This window comes from Nocardioides sp. GCM10028917 (assembly GCF_042666175.1).
Lineage (GTDB): Bacteria > Actinomycetota > Actinomycetes > Propionibacteriales > Nocardioidaceae > Nocardioides.
Window position 1 is genome coordinate 403,640 of record NZ_JBHTFL010000003.1, and the last position, 18,639, is coordinate 422,278.

The following is an 18,639-nucleotide window of genomic DNA, read 5'->3' on the forward strand; positions in this document are numbered from 1 at the left end:
AGCACCCACCGTGGCCCCCTGCCGCCCTCTCGCGGCACCACGCCGGGACAGACCCTATCCCCGTTGCCGGGATCAGGCTACGCCGAGGTAGGCCTCGCGCACGGAGGGATCGTCGAGGAGCTCGGCACCCGTGCCGGACTTCACGATGTTGCCGGTCTCGAGGACGTACGCCCGGTCGCTGCGCGAGAGCGCCTGCTTGGCGTTCTGCTCCACGACGAGGATGGTCGTGCCCTGCTGCGAGATCTCGGTGATGATGTCGAAGATCTGCTGGATCAACATCGGGGCGAGGCCCATCGACGGCTCGTCGAGCATCAACAGCTTGGGACGCGACATCAAGGACCGTCCGATGGCGAGCATCTGCTGCTCGCCGCCCGACAACGTGCCGGCGATCTGCTTCTTGCGCTCCTGCAGGCGCGGGAAGAGATCGAACACCCGGTCGTAGTCCTCCTCCATGGCCGCCTTGTCCTTGCGGGTGTAGGCGCCCATGTTGAGGTTCTCGGTGACGGTCATGCCCGGGAAGATCCCGCGGCCCTCGGGGCAGAGCACCAGGCCCTTGCGCAGGCGCTGGTCGGCACGCATCTTGGTGACGTCCTGGCCGTCGAACACCACCGACCCGGCCGAGAGTCCGCGCACGCCCGAGAGGGCGCGCATGGTCGAGGTCTTGCCGGCGCCGTTGGCGCCGATGAGCGAGACGACCTCGCCCTCCGCGACCTGCACGCTGATGCCGTGCAGCGCCTCGATCTTGCCGTAGCTGAGAACGGCGTCCTTCATCTCAAGCAGCATCGTCAGGCTCTCCCAGGTAGGCGGCGATGACCTTCGGGTTGCGGGCGACCTCTTCCGGGGTGCCCTCGGCGATCTTCTGGCCGAACTCGAGCACGACGATCCTGTCGGTCACGCCGAGGACCAGCTTCATGTCGTGCTCGATGACCAGGACCGTGTGGCCCAGGTCGCGGATGCGGCGGATCAGACCCATCAGGTCCTCCTTCTCCGCGGGGTTGAAGCCGGCCGCCGGCTCGTCGAGGCAGATCAGCTCGGGCTCGGTGGCCAGGGCTCGGGCGATCTCGAGGCGACGCTGGTAGCCGTAGGGCAGGTTGCGCGCGGTCTCGTTGGCCCGATCGGCGATGCCGACGAAGCGCAGCAGCTCCATCGACCGGCGCCGACCGGCCCGCTCCTCGAGCGTGTGGCGACTGATGCCGAACACCTTCGCGAAGCTGCGGCGGATGCCGCTCGACGGCAGCTCCTTCTCGGAGGGGCGGACCCGGTAGGCACGGAACAGCACTCCGAGCACGCTCGTCCTGTGGCGGGCGTCGCACCCGACCATCACGTTCTCGAGGGCTGACATCTCCGGGAAGAGCCGGATGTTCTGGAACGTGCGCGCGATGCCGAGGTGGTTGATCCTGTGCGGCTTGGTGCCCGCGATCTCCTGGCCCTTGAAGCGGATCGTCCCCTCGGTCGGCGTGTAGACACCCGTCATCGCGTTGAAGCAGGTGGTCTTGCCGGCGCCGTTGGGACCGATCAGGCCGAGGATCTCACCCCGGCGGATCTCGAAGTTGACGTCGTTCAGCGCCACCACGCCGCCGAAGCGGAGCGTGACGTGGTCCACCTCGAGCAGGACCTCACCCACGGCGCCGGACGTCTCGAGGGCGATCACGTCGTGGTCGGAGGTGTCTTCGAGCACCTCGGCGCCCTCGATCTCGTGCTCAGGCATCTGCGGCAGCCTCCTCGGCCTCGTGTCGTCGATCTTCGATCTCTGCGGCTCGTCGTCTGCTCGGCACCAGGCCCTGGGGTCGGAGGACCATCACCAGCACCAGCGCCAGCCCGAAGGCGAAGGGACGCCACTCCTGGAGCTCACGGAACCGCTCGGGGAGGTAGGTCAGCAGGAAGGCACCGACGAGGACGCCGACGATGTTGCCCGAGCCTCCGATGACCACCATGGCCACGAAGAGGAACGACAGGTTCAGCATGAAGGCGTTGGGCTCGACGTACTGCTGCTTGCTGCCGAACAGCAGCCCGGCGAGCCCGCCGACGGACGCGCCGATCGCGAAGGCCCACAGCTTGAACTTGAAGCCCGCGACGCCCATCACGGCCGCGGCGTCCTCGTCCTCGCGGATGGCCAGCCAGGCACGACCGACGCGGCTGTGCTCCAGGCGACTGGCCAGCCAGACGATGATGATGAGGATGACGAGCGCCAGCCAGTACCAGCGTTCGGCGTCGATGGTGTTGAAGAAGGACCGCCCGTCGATCTCCGGCCCGGGCGGCACGGGGACCTGGGTGATGCCCGCGGCACCGCCGGTGATGGGGTCGAGGTTGCGCGCGGTGATGCGGATGATCTCGCCGAACCCGAGAGTGACGATGGCGAGGTAGTCGCCCCGCAGCCGCAGCGTCGGGGCGCCGAGGATCACACCCGCCGTGAGCGACATCGCGATCGCGATCGGGATGCACATGACGAATGGGACCGCCCACTCGTCGGACAGGCCGAAGCGCGACTGCAGCGACTCCACGACCGGCGACGAGGGCGACCCGAACAGGGCCACCGAGTAGGCGCCGAGGGCGTAGAAGCCGACGTAGCCAAGGTCGAGCAGACCGGCGAACCCGATCACCACGTTGAGGCCGACGGCCACGATCATGTAGACGACGATGAGGAACAGCACGCTCGACCAGTCGGAACCGGTCGGGTTCAGGTCGGTGCGGATGTAGGCGAACGGCAGGATGTTGAGGAACGGCAGGTAGAACGCGAAGGCGATCACCAGCAGCAGGCCGACGGTGCGGACCCACTTCGGGGCTCGGTCCCAGCGGTTGCCGATCTGGAGGCCGCGGAGGGAGTCGGAGATCTGGCTCATGCGCGTGCCTTTCCGAGGGACTCACCGAGCAGTCCGGTGGGCCGGAACATCAGGACCAGGACGAGGACGATGAAGGCGGTGACGTCGGTCCAGCTGGAGTCCCAGATCTGGGAGGCGTACACCTCGACCACGCCCAGCAGCAGACCGCCGACCAGCGCACCGCGCAGGTTGCCGATGCCGCCGAGGACCGCGGCGGTGAACGCCTTGATGCCGATGATGAACCCGATGTCGAACTTCGTGATGTCGTACTGGATGGTGAACAGCAGGGCGGCGACGCCGGCCATCGCGCCACCGAGCACGAAGACGAGCATGATCACGCGCTCCTGGTTGACGCCCATCAGGGAGGCGGTGTCCGGGTCCTGCGCGACGGCGCGGACGCCGCGGCCGAGCCGGCTCTTGTTCACGAACGTGTCCAGCGCGACCATCATGACGATGGCGCCGATGATGATCAGCAGCCGGGTGTTGGTGACAGGCAGGTCGAGGCCGGGGATCGTGAAGACGACCTTGGTCTCGATCACGGAGGGCACGTTGACCGTCACGCGGCCGAAGGGCGGGCCGAAGAACTCCTTCAGCACCTGGCCGAAGGTCTCGACGAGCACGATCGAGCAGCCGATGCCGGTGATCAGGAAGATCAGCGGCGGAGCACCCTTCTTGCGGAGCGGCCGGTAGGCGATCCGCTCGACGGCCAGTGCGGTGCCGGCCGAGGCGAGCATCGCGGCGAGGAGTGCCAGGACGGTGGCGCCGATGACGGCGCCGACTCCCATGCCGGCCGTGGCGCCGAGGACGGTGTAGACGCCGAGCACCGTCCAGGTACCCACCATGAACACCTCGGAGTGGGCGAAGTTGATCAGCTTCATCACGCCGTACACCATGGTGTAACCGAGCGCGACGAGCGCGTAGATGGATCCGCGGGTGATGCCGTCCAACGTGTGACGGTCCAACCCGCTGATCAAGGCGTCGAAGTCCACTCAGGGCCCTCCCAGTAGTGCGGCCCGGTCCGGGCCATGGAGCGGGGGCGGCCGAGTGCCGGCCGCCCCCGCGGTGTCATGCATGGTGCCTCGATCAGCCCTCGGGCTTGACCTCGACCTCGGGCGTCAGCGTGCCACCCTCGTTCTTGTACGCCCAGTAGGAGACCTGCTCCTTCGGGACGTCGCCCGCGTCGTCGAACGCGATGTCCTTGCTGAGACCCTCGCCCTCGTAGCTGCTGACGAACTCGAGGACCTCCTCGCGGGTGCGAGCGCCGTCGTCCAGCGCAGCGAGGAAGACGCTCATCGCGTCGTAGCCCTCAGCGGCGTAGGCGCCGGGCGCGCTGCCGAACTCCTCCTCGAAGTCGGCAGCGAAGGTGCTGTCCTCCTCGATCGGGGCACAGGGGCACATCACGACCGCGCCCTCACCGGCGTCGCCCACGGCGTTGCCGAAGTCGGCACCGTAGAGGCCGTCACCACCGACGAACGGGGCTTCGATGCCCGCGTCGCGGATCTGCTTGAGCAGCGGAGCCGCCTCGGCGATGTAGCCGCCGTAGAAGATGGCGTCGGGCTCGGCCGACTCCATCTTCGAGATCGTCGGCGCGAAGTCGGTCTGGCCGACCTGCGTCTTGTCGCGCTGGACCATCGCGTCGCCGAGGGTCTCCTCGACGCGGTCCGCCAGCGGCTCGCCGTAGGCCTCGGAGTTGTCGACGACGAAGACCTTGGAAGCGCCGACCTCGTCGGTCAGGTACTTCGCGATCGCCGCGCCCTGGTAGTCGTCGTAGGGCACGAGCCGGTGGAAGACCTCGACCGGGTCCTCCTGGGTCAGGTCGGTCGCGGTCGCCGACTGGCTGATCATCGGGACGCCGCCATCCTGGTAGATGGTCTTCGTCGCGCGGGTCTCGCCGGAGAAGGCGCCACCGAGGACACCGATGAAGGTGTCGTCGCCGGCGATCTGGGTCGCGACGGGCGTGGCCTTGGCCGGGTCACCCTCGGTGTCGAAGCGCTCCAGGGTCACCTCGCACTCGTCGTTGTCCCACTGCTTGATCGCCAGCTCGGCGCCGTCCACGGACGGGAGGACGATGCTGGCGTTGGCGCCGGAGAGGGCACCCATCGCACCGATCTTGAAGTTGCACTCCTCGCCGCCGCCGGCGTCACTGCCGCCGTCGCTGTCGGTCGTGCCGCACGCGGTCAGCGCGAGGCCGGCCACAGCCGTGAACGCGACAGCCTGCCACGTCTTGGATGAGCGGATCATTGATCCCTCCACAGTTCTATGGGCTGTCCACCTCGGCAGCCTCTCGGCGGGAACCTAACACTCGGAATGTGGCCCGGGACACGATTGCACCGCGTGAGTTGCGTGCCGTTGCAGTTTCGTGACCAACCGGTCTGTACCGGAAACCCGCTCGAAACACGGGATGCGGGTCGCGGCCTTGACCAGACCTTGACGAGCGCTGGATCAGGAGGCGTCCGTCGGTCCGCGGTCGCCGGCGGCGAGCCCGGCCACCCCGTGCTCCACCACACCGTCGGAGACCTGCTTCATCGACAACCGGAGGTCCATCGCGGTCTTCTGGATCCAGCGGAAGGCATCGGGTTCGCTCAGCCCGAGCTTCTCCTGAAGCACGCTCTTGGCGCGATCGACCGACTTGCGCGTCGCCAGGGACTCCTGGAGGTCTGAGACCTCCCGCTCCAGGACAGTGATCTCGGCGTAGCGGCTCACCGCCATCTCGATCGCGGGCACCAGGTCGCCCCGCTGGAACGGCTTGACGAGGTACGCCATCGCGCCGGCGTCGCGCGCCCGGGCGACGAGGTCGCGCTGGGAGAACGCGGTGAGGATGACGACCGGGGCGATCCGCTCCCCCGCGATCGTCTCGGCGGCTGCGATCCCGTCGAGCACGGGCATCTTGACGTCGAGGATGACCAGGTCGGGACGCAGCTCGCGCGCGAGCTCGATCGCCCGCTGACCGTCGCCGGCCTGGCCCACGACGTCGTACCCCTCCTCGCCGAGCATCTCGGCGAGGTCCATGCGGATGAGCGCCTCGTCCTCGGCGATCACGACCCGGCGTACGCCGTCTGCGGGGGTGCTGCTCTCAACGGGCTGCGTCACGACGGCAAGGCTAGTTCGGATAGGGTTCCGACGCCGATTCGCCCCGGTAGCCCAACGGCAGAGGCAGTGGTCTCAAACACCATCCAGTGTGAGTTCGAATCTCACCCGGGGCACCGAGACCCAGCGGTGGCCGAGCCACGTCCGCGGCGCGCCGACGGTGGCTCGGGCACCGCCAGGACGGCTCAGTGGGTGCGGCGGTAGGCCGGCGCGGCCCCGTCGATGGCGTCGCCCATCCGGTGGATCCGCAGCGCGTTGGTCGAGCCCGGGATGCCGGGCGGGCTGCCGGCGATGATGACGACGAGGTCGCCCTTCTTGACCCGGCCGATGTGGAGCAGCGCCTCGTCGACCTGGCGCACCATCTCGTCGGTGTGCTCCACGTCGGCACCGAGGAACGTCTCGACGCCCCACGTGAGGGCGAGCTGGGAGCGGGTGCGCGGCACGGGGGTGAACGCGAGGACGGGGATGGGGCCGCGGTAGCGGGAGAGCCGCTTCGCGGAGTCGCCGCTGACGGTGAAGGCGACGACGTACTTCGCCTCGACCCGCTCGGCGACCTCGGCGGCCGCCTTCGCGATGATGCCCCCGCGGGTGTGCGGCTGCCACTCCACGGCCGCCATGTGGCTGAGCCCGTGCTCCTCGGTGGACTGCACGATGCGGGCCATCGTCTCGACGGCGACGATGGGGTGCTCCCCCACGCTCGTCTCGCCCGACAGCATCACCGCGTCGGCACCGTCCAGCACGGCGTTGGCGACGTCGCTCGCCTCGGCGCGCGTCGGCGCCGGGGAGGTGATCATCGACTCGAGCATCTGGGTGGCGACGATGACGGGCTTCGCGTTGCGGCGGGCCTTGTCGATGATGAGCTTCTGGTGGATCGGCACGTCCTCGAGCGGGCACTCCACCCCGAGGTCGCCGCGCGCGACCATGATGCCGTCGAAGGCGTCGACGATCTCGTCGATGTTGTCGATCGCCTGGGGCTTCTCGATCTTGGCGATGACCGGTACGAAGATGCCCTCCTCCCGCATCACGGCGCGGACGTCCTCGGCGTCGCCGGCATGGCGCACGAAGCTCAACGCGATGAAGTCGACGCCGAGGTTGAGCGCCCAGCGCAGGTCCTCGGTGTCCTTCTCCGACAGCGCCGGGACGGACACGGCGACGCCGGGCAGGTTGATGCCCTTGTTGTTGGATGCCTTGCCGGGCACGACGACCTCGGTCACGACGTCGGTCTCGTCGACCGAGACGACCTTCAGGCGGACCTTGCCGTCGTCGATCAGGATCGGGTCGCCGGGCTTCACGTCGCCGGGCAGCCCCTTGTACGTCGTCCCGCAGATGTCGACGGTGCCCTCGACGTCACGGGTGGTGATCGTGAAGGTGGCGCCCCGCTTGAGCTTCACCGGGCCGTCGGCGAACCGCTCGAGGCGGATCTTCGGTCCCTGCAGGTCGGCGAAGACGCCGATCGCGTGGCCGGTGTCGTCGGAGGCCTGCCGGACCAGCCGGTAGACAGCCTCGTGGTCGGCGTACGCCCCGTGGCTCATGTTGAGCCTCGCGACGTCCATGCCGGCCTCGACGAGGGCGCGGATCCCCTCGGGGGTGTTCACCGCAGGACCGAGGGTGCAGACGATCTTTGCTCTACGCACGTGCTTCACCCTATCGGAGATTGGATCGTTCCAAAGCCCCTGACCCGCGCCGAGCGGTGAGTGAGGCAGGTTTTCGCGAGGAGAAACCTGCCTCACTCACCGCCCGCGACGGCTCAGACGACGAGCGGGCGCTCGTGCGGCTTGATCGGCGCCGGCAGCGTGGTCGAGCCGGTCAGGTAGGCGTCGACGGCGGCGGCGGCGCTCCTGCCCTCGGCGATGGCCCAGACGATCAGCGACTGCCCGCGGCCCACGTCACCGGCGACGTAGACACCGGGCACGGAGGCGGCGTACGACGCGTCGCGCCGGACGTTGCCGCGCTCGTCGAGGTCCACCCCCAGCTGGTCGAGCAGGCCGGGACCGTCGGGGCGCGTGCGCTCGGGACCGGTGAAGCCCATCGCGAGCAGCACCAGCTGTGCCGGGATGTCGCGCTCGGTGCCCTCGACGGGCTGGAACTTCGCGTCGACCTCGACCACCCGCAGCGAGGCGACGTGGCCGTCGTCGTCGCCGACGAACTCCTGCGTCGACACCGCGTAGACCCGGTCGCCGCCCTCCTCGTGGGCCGAGGACACCCGGAAGGTCATGGGGTACGTCGGCCACGGCTGGCCCTCGGGCCGGTCCTCGCCGGGCCGCGGCATGATCTCCAGCTGCGTGATCGAGCGGGCGCCCTGGCGGATCGACGTGCCGAGGCAGTCGGCGCCGGTGTCGCCGCCGCCGATGATGACGACGTCCTTGTCGGTCGCCACGATCTGCTCCGAGCCGTCGGCGGTCGCGGCCTCCCCGAGTGCGACACGGTTGGCCTGCGGCAGGAACTCCATGGCCTGGTGGATCCCCCCGAGCTCGCGGCCGGGCACGGGCAGGTCTCGCGCCGCGGTCGCACCCATGGCGAGCACCACGGCGTCGTAGCGGTCGAGCAGCTTGTCGCCTGTCAGGTCGCCGCCGACGTCCACGCCCGCGCGGAAGACCGTGCCCTCACGGCGCATCTGGTCCAGGCGCCGGTCGAGGTGCTTCTTCTCCATCTTGAACTCGGGGATGCCGTAGCGCAGCAGCCCGCCGATCTTGTCCGCCCGCTCGTAGACCGCGACGGTGTGACCGGCCCGCGTGAGCTGCTGGGCGGCAGCCAGGCCGGCGGGGCCGGAGCCGATCACGGCCACGGTCTTGCCCGAGAGCCACTCCGGCGGCTGGGGGCGGACGTAGCCCGAGCCCCAGGCGCGGTCGATGATCGAGACCTCGACGTTCTTGATGGTCACCGGGTCCTGGTTGATGCCCAGCACGCAGGCGGTCTCGCAGGGGGCCGGGCACAGGCGGCCGGTGAACTCGGGGAAGTTGTTGGTCGCGTGGAGCCGGTCCATCGCGCCGTCCCAGTCGTCACGCCAGACCAGGTCGTTCCACTCCGGGATGATGTTGCCCAGCGGGCAGCCCTGGTGGCAGAACGGGATGCCGCAGTCCATGCAGCGCCCGGCCTGCGTGTTGATGATCGGCAGCAGCGCGCGGCCGATGCCGTCGGGGTAGACCTCGTCCCAGTCCTGGACGCGCTCGGCGACCTCGCGACGGGAAGCGACCTCGCGGCCGTGCTTCAGGAAGCCCTTCGGGTCAGCCATGCTGGTTCACCTTCTTCGCAGGACAGGGTGTGGTCGTCGGACGGTGGTGCGGTGCCGCCAGGTCAGCCATGGAGCACCTCCATGATCCGGGCGGCGGCCTCTTCCTCGCTGAGGCCGTCCTCGAGCGCCTCCTCGCGGGCCTCGAGGACCCGCTTGAAGTCGCTCGGCATCACCTCGGTGAAGCGGGTGAGGGAGGCGTCCCAGTCGGCCAGCAACGAGGTCGCCACGGCGGAGCCGGTCTCCTCGGCGTGCTGCTCGACCAGGGCCCTCAGCTCGTCGGCGGCCTTGCCGGTCACCGGCGCGAGCTCGACCAGCTCGGGGTTGACCCGCTGCTCGTCGAGGTCGAGCACGAACGCGTAGCCGCCCGACATGCCGGCGGCGAAGTTGCGGCCCGTGGGACCGAGGACGACGACGACGCCGCCGGTCATGTACTCGCAGCCGTGGTCGCCGACACCCTCGACGACGGCCGTGGCGCCCGAGTTGCGGACGCAGAACCGCTCCCCGACACGGCCGCTCAGGAAGATCTGCCCCGACGTGGCGCCGTAGCCGATCGTGTTGCCGCCGATGATCTGCTCGGCGGCCTCGAACGTCGCGGCCCGGTCGGGCCGGACCACCAGCCGACCGCCGGAGAGGCCCTTGCCGACGTAGTCGTTGGCGTCGCCCTCGAGCCGCAGGGTCACCCCGCGCGGCACGAACGCGCCGAACGACTGCCCGGCGGAGCCGGTCAGGGTGATGTCGATCGTGCCGTCGGGCAGCCCGTCACCCCGGTAGCGCTTGGTGACCTCGTGGCCGAGCATGGTCCCGACGGTGCGGTTGACGTTGCGGATCGCGACCTGGGCGCGCACGGGCTCGCCGCTCTCGAGCGCCGGGGCGGCGATGGCGATGAGCTCGTTGTCGAGCGCCTTGGCGAGGCCGTGGTCCTGCGTCTTCGTGTTGCGCAGGTCCTGGTGCTCGAACTGCCCGAACTCCCCGTGGGCCGAGGCCTGGTGGAGGATCGGCGTGAGGTCGAGCCCCGAGGCCTTCCAGTGGTCGACGGCACCGGCGACGTCGAGCGTGCCGACCTGGCCGATGGCCTCGTCGAGGCTGCGGAAGCCGAGCTCGGCCAGCAGCTCACGGACCTCCTGGGCGATGAACTCGAAGAAATTCACGACGTACTCGGCCTTGCCGTTGTAGCGCTCGCGCAGCACCGGGTTCTGGGTCGCGACGCCGACCGGGCATGTGTCGAGGTGGCAGACCCGCATCATGATGCAGCCGCTGACCACGAGGGGCGCGGTCGCGAAGCCATACTCCTCCGCACCGAGCAGGGCGGCGATGATCACGTCGCGGCCGGTCTTGAGCTGGCCGTCGGCCTGCACCACGATCCGGTCGCGCAGGCCGTTGAGCAGCAGCGTCTGCTGGGTCTCGGCGAGGCCGAGCTCCCACGGACCGCCCGCGTGCTTGAGCGAGGTGAGCGGGGAGGCGCCGGTGCCACCGTCGTGGCCGGACACCAGCACGACGTCGGCGTGCGCCTTGGACACGCCCGCCGCGACGGTGCCGATGCCGACCTCGGAGACGAGCTTCACGTGGACGCGCGCCGACGGGTTGGCGTTCTTGAGGTCGTGGATCAGCTGCGCCAGGTCCTCGATCGAGTAGATGTCGTGGTGCGGCGGCGGGCTGATCAGGCCCACGCCGGGCGTCGAGTGCCGGGTCCTGGCCACCCAGGGATAGACCTTGTGGCCGGGCAGCTGGCCGCCCTCACCGGGCTTGGCGCCCTGCGCCATCTTGATCTGGATGTCGTCGGCGTTCGTGAGGTACTCCGACGTGACGCCGAAGCGGCCCGAGGCGACCTGCTTGATCGACGAGCGGCGCTCGGGGTCGTAGAGCCGGTCAGGGTCCTCGCCGCCCTCACCGGTGTTGGACTTGCCGCCCAGCCGGTTCATCGCGATCGCAAGGGTCTCGTGCGCCTCCTGGCTGATCGAGCCGTAGGACATCGCACCGGTGGAGAAGCGCCGGACGATCGCGGAGACGGGCTCGACCTCGTCGATGTCGATCGGGTCGCGGAGCCCGTCCTTGAACGTGAACATGCCGCGCAGCGTCATCAGGCGCTCGGACTGCTGGTTCACCCGGTCGGTGTACATCTTGAAGATGTCGTAGCTGCCGGACCGGGTGGCGTGCTGGAGCCGGAAGACCGTCTCCGGGTCGAACAGGTGCGGCTCGCCCTCGCGACGCCACTGGTACTCCCCGCCGACGGCGAGCTCGCGGTGCGCGGGCGCGATGCCGCCACGTGGGTACGCCGTCGCGTGGCGGCGGGCCACCTCCTCGGCGATCGTGTCGAGCTCGATGCCGCCGAGCTTGGAGGCCGTGCCGGTGAAGTAGCGGTCGATGACGGCCTGGGACAGCCCGACCGACTCGAAGATCTTCGCCCCGGTGTAGGACGCGACCGTCGAGACGCCCATCTTGGACATCACCTTGAGCACGCCCTTGCCGAGCGCCTTGATCAGGTTGGCGACCGCCTTCTCGGCGTCGACCTTGACGTAGTAGGCCTCGCGGGCGAGGTCCTCCACCGACTCCATGGCGAGGTAGGGATTGACCGCCGCCGCGCCGTAGCCGACCAGCAGGGCCACGTGGTGGACCTCGCGGACGTCGCCCGCCTCCACCAGCAGGCCGACCTGGGTGCGGGTCTTCTCCCGGACCAGGTGATGGTGCACGGCGCCGGTGAGCAGGAGCGACGGGATCGGGGCGAGCTCGGCGGTCGAGTGCCGGTCGGAGAGCACGATGATGCGCGCGCCCTCGGCGATGGCCGCCGACACCTCGGCGCACAGCTCGTCGAGGCGGGCCTCGAGCGCCGCTCCCCCGCCCTCGACGGCGTACAGGCCGCGCACCACGTGCACCTGGAAGCCCGGCATGTCGCCGTTGCGGTTGATGTGGCGGATCTTGGCCAGGTCGTCGTTGGAGAACACCGGGAACGGAAGCACGATCTGGCGGCACGAGGCCGGGGTCGGGTCGAGCAGGTTGGCCTCCGGCCCGATCGACCCGCTGAGCGAGGTCACGAGCTCCTCGCGGATCGCGTCGAGGGGCGGGTTGGTGACCTGGGCGAACAGCTGCGAGAAGTAGTCGAACAGCATCCGCGGCTTCTCGCTCAGCGCGGCGATCGGCGTGTCGGTGCCCATCGAGCCGAGCGCCTCTCCCCCGGTGTTGGCCATCGGGCTCAACAGGACGCGCAGCTCCTCCTCGGTGTAGCCGAAGATCTGCTGGCGACGGGTGACCGAGGCGTGCGTGTGCACGATGTGCTCGAGGTCGTCGATGTCGTCGAGGTGGATCAGCCCGGCGTGCAGCCACTCGTCGTACGGCTGCTCCGCGGCGAGCTGGCTCTTGATCTCCTCGTCCTCGATGATCCGGTGCTCCTCGGTGTCGACGAGGAACATCCGGCCCGGCTGGAGCCGGCCCTTGCGGACGATCGTGGCGGGGTCGAGGTCGAGCACGCCGACCTCGGAGGCGAGCACGACGAGGCCGTCGTCGGTGACCCAGTAGCGCGAGGGGCGGAGGCCATTGCGGTCGAGGACGGCGCCGATCTGGGTGCCGTCGGTGAACACGACGCACGCCGGTCCGTCCCACGGCTCCATCAGCATCGAGTGGAACTCGTAGAACGCCCGTCGCTTGGCGTCCATCTCGCGGTGGTTCTCCCAGGCCTCCGGGATCATCATCAGCACCGCGTGCGGCAGCGAGCGGCCGGCGAGGTGCAGCAGCTCGAGGACCTCGTCGAACGACGCGGAGTCCGAGGCGCCGGGCGTGCAGATGGGGAAGATCCGCTCGAGGTCGCCGGGGATCAGGTCGCTCTCGAGGAGCGCCTCGCGAGCACGCATCCAGTTGCGGTTGCCCATCACCGTGTTGATCTCGCCGTTGTGGGCGATGAACCGGAACGGGTGGGCCAGCGGCCAGCTCGGGAAGGTGTTCGTGGAGAAGCGGGAGTGCACGACCGCCATCGCGGAGGCGACCCGCTCGTCGGTCAGGTCGGGGAAGACCCGGTCGAGCTGGTCGGTGGTGAGCATGCCCTTGTAGGCGAGGGTGCGTGAGGAGAGGGAGGGGAAGTAGACCTCGGTCTCGGACTCGGCGCGCTTGCGCAGGCAGAAGGCCCGCCGCTCCAGCGCCATCCCGCTCACCCGGGAGCCACGGCCCGCGACGAAGACCTGCGCGAAGCTCGGCATCACGCTGCGCGCGGTGGCACCGAGCGTGCTGTCGTCGACCGGCAGCTCGCGCCACCCGAGGACCGTGAGGCCCTCTTCGTCGGCGATCTCCTCGATGCGCTGGCGGGTCTTGGCCACCGCGTCGGCGTCACCGGGCAGGAACGCGGTGCCGACGGCGTACGCCCTCGCGGGCGGGAGGTCGAAGTCGACCACCTCGCGGAGGAAGGCGTCGGGCACCTGCATCAGGATCCCGGCACCGTCGCCGGAGTTCACCTCGGCGCCGGCCGCGCCTCGGTGGTCGAGGTTGCGCAGGGCGGTGAGCGCCTTGGCCACGATGTCGTGGCTGGCCTCACCGGTCAGGGTCGCCACCATGGCGACACCGCAGGCGTCCTTCTCGTGGCGAGGGTCGTAGAGACCCTGGCTCGGCGGGAATGCGTGCATGGGGCATTCTCCCGTCGTCGTCTCCGCGCGCCGCGGACCTGGATCTTGCTGGTCCACGACAGGCGAGGGGGGTGGACGTTACCGCTGGGGACGACGTTGGCCCGAGCAAGACGGAACCTATCACCGGCGGGAGCCGCCGGCGCTCCGTGTGTCAGGCCGTGGGACCGGCAGGACGTCCGTCCTGGGTGGGCTCGACCTCGACGTGCTCGACCTCGGGCTCCCGGGTGCGCACGACGTCCTCGCGGCCGGGGTGCTTCACTGCCGACCAGATGAACCAGGCCGCCGCGAGGACGAACAGCACGATGGAGGTCCACACGTTGAGCCGCAGCCCCATGACGTCGTCCATCTGCACGTCGTCGATGCGGAGGTTCTCGATCCAGCCGCGGCCGAGGGTGTAGAGCATGATGTAGAGCGCGGCCACCTGGCCGTGGCCGAGGCGGAAGCGGCGGTCGAGCCAGATGATGAGGGCGAAGGCAGCCAGGTTCCACAGGCACTCGTAGAGGAAGGCCGGGTGGAACGTCGCCTGGTCGAGGTACTGCGACGGCCGGTGCGCGACGTCGATCTCCAGGCCCCACGGCAGGTCGGTGGGCCGGCCGTAGAGCTCCTGGTTGAACCAGTTGCCCCAGCGCCCGACCGCCTGCGCCACGAGCACACCGGGTGCCAGAGCGTCGATCAGCGGGAGCATCTTGATGCCCTTGGTCCGCGCGCCGAGCCACAACCCGAAGGCGCCGAGGGCGATGGCCCCCCACACGCCGAGTCCACCGCGCCAGATGTACAGGGCGGTGATCGGGTTGCGGCCCTCCCCGAAGTAGAGCTGCCAGTCGGTGATCACGTGGTAGAGACGGCCGCCGATCAGGCCGAAGGGCACCGCCCAGATCGCCAGGTCGCTGACCTCCCCCGCGATGCCGCCGCGCGCGACCCAGCGCCGCTCGCCGATCCAGATCGCGAGCACGATGCCGAGGATGATGCTCAGCGCGTAGCCGCGGATCGGCACGGGCCCGAGGTTCCACACGCCGTCGGCGGGGCTCGGGATGGACATCAGGGTCACGAGGGGCGATCCGATGACGGACGGCACGGTCAGCATGGGGAGCATCATCCTTCGTCGAGCAACATCGTGACGTCGCGGGCCAGCTGGGCCTGCGAGACGTCGTGGTCCCACATGATCGGCGCCTCGTCGTCGGCGTCGACGGCGTAGACGCGGGTGCCGTGGGTGACGTCGTAGCCGCCGCTGGGCAGCTTGTCCCCCTTGGCGATCCCGACGGCGAGGCTCTCGCCCACCTCGACGATGTCGTCGAGGTCGCCGGTGAGGCCGATGATGCTCGGGTCGAAGGCGCTGACGTAGTCCTGCGTCACCGCCTCGTCGTCGCGCGCCGGGTCGGTGGTCACGAAGACGACGTCGACGCGCTCCTTCTGCTCCTCGTCGAACCGGGTGAGGGTGCCGGCGAGCGTCGCCATCACCTGGCCGCAGATGTCGGGGCAGTTGGTGTAGCCGAAGAAGACGAGCGTGAGGTCCTTGTCGGTGTCGTCGGCCAGGCTGAAGGCCGCACCGTCGGTGTCCACCAGCGGTGTCGACGACACCTCGAACGGCGGGTCGAGGACAGTGCCGGTCAGCTCGCTCGACTCCGCTCCCCCGCCGCAGGCCGCCAGCAGCGCCAGCAGCGGGACCACGGCGAGTGCCCTAGCGCGCACGTCGTACGCCCTCGGCGAGGTCGGCGGTCAGGCTGCGGAGGGCCTCGAGGCCGGCGGCCTGGTCGCCCTCGTGGTCGAGCAGGCAGCGGACGAACGCCGAGCCCACGATGACGCCGTCGGCGAAGCCGGCCACCTCGGCGGCCTGGTCGCCGTTGCTGACCCCGATGCCGACCGCCACCGGAACGTCGCCCGCGGCGCGGACCCGTCGCACCAGGGGGCCGGCGAGGTCGGAGGTGGCGTCGCGCGCGCCGGTGACGCCCATGACGGCGGCGGCGTAGACGAAGCCGCGGCTGGCATGGGCCGTCATCGCGATGCGCTCGTCGGTCGAGCTGGGCGCGACGAGGAAGACCTTGTCGAGGTCGTGCTCGTCGGCGGCGGCGACCCACGCCCCGCCGTGGTCCGGGGTGATGTCGGGCGTGATGAGGCCGGCGCCGCCGGCCCTGGCCAGGTCGGTGGCGAACCGCTCGACGCCGTAGCGCTCGACCGGGTTCCAGTAGGTCATGACCAGGGTGGGCACGCCCGTCGCGGCGACCTCCTCGACCACGCGCATCACGTCGACCGTGCGGATCCCGCCGTCGAGCGCGGCCTGCGCGGCGGCCTGGATCGTCGGGCCGTCCATCACGGGGTCGCTGTAGGGCAGGCCGATCTCGATGGCGTCGCAGCCGGCCTCGACCATCGCCCGCATGGCCCGGATGGAGCCGTCGACGCTCGGGTAGCCGGCGGGGAGGTAGCCGATCAGGGCGGCACGGTCCTCGGCCCTCGCGCGGTCGAACGCGGTGCTGGTCGACGTCACTGCTGCGCCTCCGTGTCGACGTCGGACGCGACGTCGGCCTCGACCTGCTCGAGGTCGGCGTCCGGCCCGAGGTCGGCGTCACCGAGGCCGAACCACTCGATGGCCGTGCCCATGTCCTTGTCGCCGCGGCCGCTGAGGTTGATGAGCACCGTCGCGTCCGGGCCCTTCTCCTCGCCGAGCCGCTTGGCGACGTCGAGCGCACCGGCGATCGCGTGGGCGGACTCGATGGCCGGGATGATGCCCTCGGTGCGGCTCAGCAGCGCCATCGCCTCCATCGCCTGGCTGTCCGTGACGGGCGTGTACGTCGCCCGCCCGGACGCGGCCAGCCACGAGTGCTGGGGGCCGACGCCCGGGTAGTCGAGGCCGGCGGAGATCGAGTGGGACTCGATCGTCTGGCCGTCGTCGTCCTGGAGCACGTAGGTGCGGGCACCGTGCAGCACACCCGCCTCGCCGGCGTGGATGGTCGCCGCGTGCCGGCCCGTCTCGACGCCGTCTCCCCCGGGCTCGAAGCCGTGGATCTCCACGCCTTCGTCCTCCAGGAACGCGGTGAACAGACCGATGGCGTTGGAGCCGCCGCCGACGCACGCCGCGACGGCGTCCGGGAGGACGCCGTACTGCTCGAGGCACTGGGCGCGCGCCTCGTCGCCGATGCCGCGGCAGAAGTCGCGCACCATGCTCGGGAACGGGTGCGGCCCGGCGGCGGTGCCGAAGAGGTAGGCGGTGTGGTCGACGCTGGCGACCCAGTCGCGCAGCGCCTCGTTGATCGCGTCCTTCAGCGTCGCGCTGCCGGACTCGACCGGGACGACCTTGGCGCCGAGGAGCTGCATGCGGGCGACGTTGAGCGCCTGGCGCCGGGTGTCGACGGCCCCCATGTAGACGGTGCAGTCGAGGTCGAACCACGCGGCCGCGGTGGCGCTGGCGACCCCGTGCTGGCCGGCGCCGGTCTCGGCGATCACCCGGGTCTTGCCCATCCGCTTGGTGAGCAGGGCCTGACCGAGGACGTTGCGGATCTTGTGGGCGCCGGTGTGGTTGAGGTCCTCGCGCTTGAGCAGCACGCGCGCACCGACGAGGTCGGAGAGCCGCTCGGCGTGGTACAGCCGGCTCGGCGTGCCGGCGTAGTCGCGCAGCACCCGCTCGAAGGTGGCGACGAACGCCTCGTCGGCCATCGCCTCGCGCCAGGCCTCGGTCAGCTCGTCCAGCGCCGCGACGAGGGCCTCGGGCATGAAGCGCCCGCCCCACGTCACCCCGAAGTAGCCGCGCTCGTCGGCGTCGTACCGGCCGGTCCCGCTCGTCTGCCCGCTCACCTGGCTGTTCGACTGCACGCTCACGGCGCCGTCACTCCTGTCATCGTTCGTACGGCGGCCTCGGGGTCGCCGTCCTTGACCAGTGCCTCGCCGACCAGCACCACGCCTGCTCCCTCGGAGACGAAGCGCTGGACGTCGGCGACACCGGTGATGCCGCTCTCGGCGACGAGGACCGCGTGGCCCTCCATCTGGGGGGCGAGGCGCCCGAAGACGTCGGGGTCCACCTCGAGGGTCTTGAGGTTGCGGCTGTTGACGCCGATCAGCTCGGCCTCGAGGGCCAGTGCCCGCTCGGCCTCCGCCTCGTCGTGCACCTCGACCAGGACGGTGAGGCCGAGCGCGGTCGCCTCGTCGTGGAGGCGGCGCAGGGTGTCGTCGTCGAGCGCAGCGACGATCAGCAGCGCGAGATCGGCGCCGGCGGCGCGGGCCTCCATGAGCTGGTAGCTCTCGACGATGAAGTCCTTGCGCAGGACCGGGGTGTCCACCGCGGCGCGCACGGTGCGCAGGTCGTCGAGGCTGCCGCCGAAGCGGCGCTCCTCGGTCAGCACCGAGATCGCCGCAGCACCACCGCGGGCGTAGGCCTGCGCGAGGGACGCCGGGTCCGGGATGTCGGCGAGGGCGCCCTTGCTCGGGCTGCGCCGCTTGACCTCCGCGATCACGCTCGACCCGGTCGCGCGGAAGTGCGGCATCGGGTCGCGCGGCGTGGGGGCGTCGACGAGGCGGGCTCGCAGCTCACCCAGCGGGAGCGAGGCCTCGCGGCGGGCGAGGTCCTCGCGTGCTCCCGCGACGATGTCGTCGAGGACGGAACCGGTCGCTGGCATGACCTCAGCCTCTCACCCGCGCCTACTCCGTCCGGGGCCGGTGCCCAGTGGACGGACGTGCCCGTGGCGGGGTGCGACTCAGTGCTCGGAGGAGTTGAAGCCGAGCCTGGACAGCACGAGGAACAGCGGGAACGCGAGGACGGCGATGGCGATGCCGATCCAGAGCAGTGTCATCTGGGTCGGGACCTGCAGCAGGGCGACGCTGCCCACGACGAAGCCGACCATCGCGATCGCCACAGCGGTCCAAGCAGCGGGGGTGTTGCCGTGGCCAGCAGCCATCGTTGGTGCTCCTT

General features: G+C 70.2%; 15 protein-coding genes and 1 tRNA gene. 1 reads left to right on the forward strand and 15 read right to left on the reverse strand.

All coding sequences use genetic code 11. The features are described from left to right. Nucleotides 1-72: 72 nt before the first annotated feature. From ACFQW6_RS05300 to ACFQW6_RS05325, 6 genes are all read right to left on the reverse strand, one after another. Nucleotides 73-789 (reverse strand): ABC transporter ATP-binding protein, encoded by a 717-nt coding sequence (locus ACFQW6_RS05300; RefSeq protein ID WP_378542605.1) that lies wholly within the window; start codon nt 787-789, stop codon nt 73-75. Continuing rightward, nucleotides 773-1,708 (reverse strand): ABC transporter ATP-binding protein, encoded by a 936-nt coding sequence (locus ACFQW6_RS05305; RefSeq protein WP_378542018.1) that lies wholly within the window; start codon nt 1,706-1,708, stop codon nt 773-775. Before ACFQW6_RS05305 ends, ACFQW6_RS05300 begins: the two co-directional genes overlap by 17 nt. Next, nucleotides 1,701-2,840, reverse strand: a complete 1,140-nt coding sequence (locus tag ACFQW6_RS05310; RefSeq protein ID WP_378542020.1) for a branched-chain amino acid ABC transporter permease — start codon at nt 2,838-2,840, stop codon at nt 1,701-1,703. The genes ACFQW6_RS05305 and ACFQW6_RS05310 overlap by 8 nt, the downstream gene beginning before the upstream one ends. Further along, nucleotides 2,837-3,766, reverse strand: coding sequence for a branched-chain amino acid ABC transporter permease (locus ACFQW6_RS05315; protein ID WP_378542022.1), 930 nt, complete (start codon nt 3,764-3,766; stop codon nt 2,837-2,839). The genes ACFQW6_RS05310 and ACFQW6_RS05315 overlap by 4 nt, the downstream gene beginning before the upstream one ends. 136 nt (nt 3,767-3,902) lie before the next feature. Next, on the reverse strand, nt 3,903-5,060 hold the full coding sequence (locus ACFQW6_RS05320) for a branched-chain amino acid ABC transporter substrate-binding protein (RefSeq protein WP_378542024.1): 1,158 nt from the start codon (nt 5,058-5,060) through the stop codon (nt 3,903-3,905). Nucleotides 5,061-5,261: 201 nt separating this feature from the next. Then, nucleotides 5,262-5,909: an ANTAR domain-containing response regulator gene (locus ACFQW6_RS05325; protein WP_378542026.1), complete on the reverse strand. Its 648-nt coding sequence runs from the start codon at nt 5,907-5,909 to the stop codon at nt 5,262-5,264. 40 nt (nt 5,910-5,949) lie between these two features. On the opposite strand from ACFQW6_RS05325, the gene ACFQW6_RS05330 reads away from it, so the two are divergent. Next, a tRNA-Leu gene (locus ACFQW6_RS05330) sits at nt 5,950-6,022 on the forward strand. A 69-nt stretch (nt 6,023-6,091) separates the two neighbouring features. Here ACFQW6_RS05330 and pyk read toward each other — a convergent pair. The 9 genes from pyk to ACFQW6_RS05375 all read right to left on the reverse strand — a co-directional run bounded on the left by pyk (nt 6,092) and on the right by ACFQW6_RS05375 (nt 18,625). After that, a complete protein-coding gene (gene pyk, locus ACFQW6_RS05335) occupies nt 6,092-7,540 on the reverse strand; it encodes a pyruvate kinase (protein ID WP_378542028.1) in 1,449 nt (482 codons plus the stop codon). A 113-nt stretch (nt 7,541-7,653) separates the two neighbouring features. Next, the gene (locus ACFQW6_RS05340) at nt 7,654-9,138 is read right to left on the reverse strand and encodes a glutamate synthase subunit beta (protein ID WP_378542030.1); all 1,485 of its coding nucleotides are present in this window, start codon (nt 9,136-9,138) and stop codon (nt 7,654-7,656) included. Between the two features lie 62 nt (nt 9,139-9,200). Further along, a complete protein-coding gene (gene gltB, locus ACFQW6_RS05345) occupies nt 9,201-13,742 on the reverse strand; it encodes a glutamate synthase large subunit (protein ID WP_378542032.1) in 4,542 nt (1,513 codons plus the stop codon). A gap of 151 nt (nt 13,743-13,893) precedes the next feature. Continuing rightward, nucleotides 13,894-14,826, reverse strand: coding sequence for a prolipoprotein diacylglyceryl transferase (gene lgt, locus ACFQW6_RS05350; RefSeq protein ID WP_378542034.1), 933 nt, complete (start codon nt 14,824-14,826; stop codon nt 13,894-13,896). 8 nt (nt 14,827-14,834) lie between these two features. Next, complete coding sequence (locus tag ACFQW6_RS05355) at nt 14,835-15,431, reverse strand: SCO family protein (RefSeq protein WP_378542036.1); 597 nt, start codon at nt 15,429-15,431, stop codon at nt 14,835-14,837. Further along, nucleotides 15,421-16,224: a tryptophan synthase subunit alpha gene (gene trpA / locus ACFQW6_RS05360; protein WP_378542038.1), complete on the reverse strand. Its 804-nt coding sequence runs from the start codon at nt 16,222-16,224 to the stop codon at nt 15,421-15,423. The genes ACFQW6_RS05355 and trpA overlap by 11 nt, the downstream gene beginning before the upstream one ends. Continuing rightward, the gene (gene trpB / locus ACFQW6_RS05365; RefSeq protein ID WP_378542607.1) at nt 16,221-17,546 is read right to left on the reverse strand and encodes a tryptophan synthase subunit beta; all 1,326 of its coding nucleotides are present in this window, start codon (nt 17,544-17,546) and stop codon (nt 16,221-16,223) included. The genes trpA and trpB overlap by 4 nt, the downstream gene beginning before the upstream one ends. A 2-nt stretch (nt 17,547-17,548) precedes the next feature. Next, nucleotides 17,549-18,346: an indole-3-glycerol phosphate synthase TrpC gene (gene trpC / locus ACFQW6_RS05370; RefSeq protein WP_378542040.1), complete on the reverse strand. Its 798-nt coding sequence runs from the start codon at nt 18,344-18,346 to the stop codon at nt 17,549-17,551. A 78-nt stretch (nt 18,347-18,424) separates the two neighbouring features. Further along, the gene (locus ACFQW6_RS05375; protein ID WP_378542042.1) at nt 18,425-18,625 is read right to left on the reverse strand and encodes an HGxxPAAW family protein; all 201 of its coding nucleotides are present in this window, start codon (nt 18,623-18,625) and stop codon (nt 18,425-18,427) included. Nucleotides 18,626-18,639: the final 14 nt, after the last annotated feature.